Below are 2,028 nucleotides of genomic sequence, written 5' to 3'. Positions count from 1 at the left end.
AATTGGTGGGTCTGGGCAGACTTGAATAAAACCCGGCGACCTCACCCTCTCTTTATTTCACCCCAAGGGGTGCGCTCTAACTAACTGAGCGAGAGATGGTGGGTCTGGGCAGACTCGAACTGCCGACCTCACCCTTATCAGGGGTGCGCTCTAACCAACTGAGCTACAGACCCGTTGGTCACTGGGCGACTTCATGCAGCCATTCCACAGTCGTTGCTCTGCGCGATCAGGTAATTCATTGTGAGCGCTTACCCAGGGGGATGCGCGGTCGTTTAAGGAGGTGATCCAGCCGCAGGTTCCCCTACGGCTACCTTGTTACGACTTCACCCCAGTCATGAACCACACCGTGGTGATCGCTCTCCCGAAGGTTAAGCTAACCACTTCTGGTGCAGTCCACTTCCATGGTGTGACGGGCGGTGTGTACAAGGCCCGGGAACGTATTCACCGTGCCATTCTGATGCACGATTACTAGCGATTCCGACTTCGCGGAGTCGAGTTGCAGACTCCGATCCGGACTGAGACCGGCTTTTCGGGATTAGCTTCAGCTCGCGCTTTCGCAACCCTTTGTACCGGCCATTGTAGCACGTGTGTAGCCCTACCCGTAAGGGCCATGATGACTTGACGTCGTCCCCACCTTCCTCCGGTTTGTCACCGGCAGTCTCCCTAGAGTTCCCGACCGAATCGCTGGCAAATAGGGACAAGGGTTGCGCTCGTTACGGGACTTAACCCAACATTTCACAACACGAGCTGACGACAGCCATGCAGCACCTGTCTCTGCGCTCCCGAAGGCACCCCGGAATCTCTTCCGGGCTCGCAGGATGTCAAGGGTAGGTAAGGTTCTTCGCGTTGCATCGAATTAAACCACATGCTCCACCGCTTGTGCGGGCCCCCGTCAATTCATTTGAGTTTTAACCTTGCGGCCGTACTCCCCAGGCGGTCGACTTATCGCGTTAACTGCGCCACTAAGTCCTCAAGGGACCCAACGGCTAGTCGACATCGTTTACGGCGTGGACTACCAGGGTATCTAATCCTGTTTGCTACCCACGCTTTCGCACCTCAGCGTCAGTGTCAGTCCAGAAGGCCGCCTTCGCCACTGGTATTCCTCCCGATCTCTACGCATTTCACCGCTACACCGGGAATTCTACCTTCCTCTCCTGCACTCTAGCCTGCCCGTTCCGGATGCCGTTCCCAGGTTGAGCCCGGGGCTTTCACACCCGGCGTGACACGCCGCCTACGCGCGCTTTACGCCCAGTAATTCCGATTAACGCTTGCACCCTCCGTATTACCGCGGCTGCTGGCACGGAGTTAGCCGGTGCTTCTTCTGCGGGTGATGTCGCTCTTGCCGGGTATTGACCGACAAGCCTTCTTCCCCGCTGAAAGTGCTTTACAACCCGAAAGCCTTCTTCACACACGCGGCATGGCTGGATCAGGCTTTCGCCCATTGTCCAATATTCCCCACTGCTGCCTCCCGTAGGAGTCCGGGCCGTGTCTCAGTCCCGGTGTGGCTGATCATCCTCTCAGACCAGCTACGGATCGTCGCCTTGGTAAGCCGTTACCTTACCAACTAGCTAATCCGACATAGGCTCATCCAATCGCGCGAGGTCCGAAGAGCCCCCGCTTTCTCCCGTAGGACGTATGCGGTATTAGCCTGAGTTTCCTCAGGTTATCCCCCACGACTGGGTAGATTCCTATGCGTTACTCACCCGTCCGCCGCTCGACGCCTCCTAGCAAGCTAGGATCGTTTCCGCTCGACTTGCATGTGTTAGGCCTGCCGCCAGCGTTCAATCTGAGCCATGATCAAACTCTTCAGTTGAAAGTCTGATAGTCCGTTGAGCGGACCAAACTTGGTTCAAGACTAAAACGTCTCTTGACGAGTCGTTTGCCTTGATAGGTCGTGACTGGCACCCCTACCTGAGCAAACGCCCACATGAATTACCTGATCGTTTGTTAAAGAGCGGCTCCGGGCTCGATATACAAGAGCGGAGCGGCTTGCGTTGGCCCGATGGGCCGCCTCGCAAGGAAGGCGTA

At 56.7% G+C, this 2,028-nt stretch carries 1 tRNA gene and 1 rRNA gene; both read right to left on the bottom strand.

The features are described from left to right. Positions 1-96: 96 nt before the first annotated feature. A tRNA-Ile gene (locus tag OP494_RS17050) sits at positions 97-173 on the bottom strand. Positions 174-273: 100 nt separating this feature from the next. After that, positions 274-1,813: ribosomal RNA gene (locus tag OP494_RS17045) — 16S ribosomal RNA — on the bottom strand. Positions 1,814-2,028 lie beyond the last annotated feature (215 nt).

Source organism: Chromohalobacter sp. 11-W, assembly GCF_029889905.1.
In the GTDB taxonomy this organism is placed as follows: Bacteria; Pseudomonadota; Gammaproteobacteria; order Pseudomonadales; family Halomonadaceae; genus Chromohalobacter.
Note: the sequence above shows the minus strand (reverse complement) of the source record. Positions and strands in the feature narration are given on the sequence as shown.